The 596-nt window shown below is 43.3% G+C and carries 2 protein-coding genes; both read right to left on the reverse strand.

The features are described 5' to 3' along the window. Positions 1 to 441, reverse strand: a 441-nt coding sequence (locus ACWPAB_RS15400) for a pilin N-terminal domain-containing protein (protein WP_455692714.1), incomplete at its 3' end; no start/stop codon positions are given. A 10-nt stretch (positions 442 to 451) separates the two neighbouring features. Further along, positions 452 to 596 (reverse strand): LPXTG cell wall anchor domain-containing protein (locus ACWPAB_RS15405; RefSeq protein WP_455692715.1); only part of this gene is annotated, 145 nt, incomplete at its 5' end.

Consider the following 596-nt stretch of genomic DNA (forward strand, 5'->3'; position numbering starts at 1 on the left):
GTTATAACCAGCTCGCGGATTGGTTTCATGGAAAAGATAGACAGCAGCACGAGTCTTACCGCTGGCATCTGTTGATTGGGTTGGCAATGCTTGGGTTAGTTGCCCCTCGTCATTAGTCGTACCGGTTGCGGCAACCGAAGCACTATCAAAACTGCCTTTATAATCCTTAGGCGATGCCCAATAATTGGCTGTCACGTTGTAAATGGTGAAATCAACGCCTTGTAAAGGCTTAGCACCATCGCCGGTCCAAATTTGATCAGTCGCACGATCAATGGCAGTAACATCTTTTTCAAACCCGTATTTAGTAAGGACAACGTTTTGTGTTGTCGTATCATTCGTATCTGCTTGAACCCGAGTGCCATTAAACCCGAGAACCATCAGTAATGTCATTAGGATCGTGCTGGTTAATGTCAGCACTTTCTTGGCAATTGTCTTTTTCATTCTTTTCTCCCTAATTATCAATTTTTTGTTTTTTCATGTTAAAAGCAAGTACTGTCGCGAAAATTATCAACCCGAGCGTTGAAAGCCAAGCTGCAACTGTATCACCCGTTTGTGGCAACAATTGACGTGTTTTCTTTGGAACTTTTTTTGGGGCG

The sequence above is a fragment of the Lacticaseibacillus sp. 30 genome, from assembly GCF_053819265.1.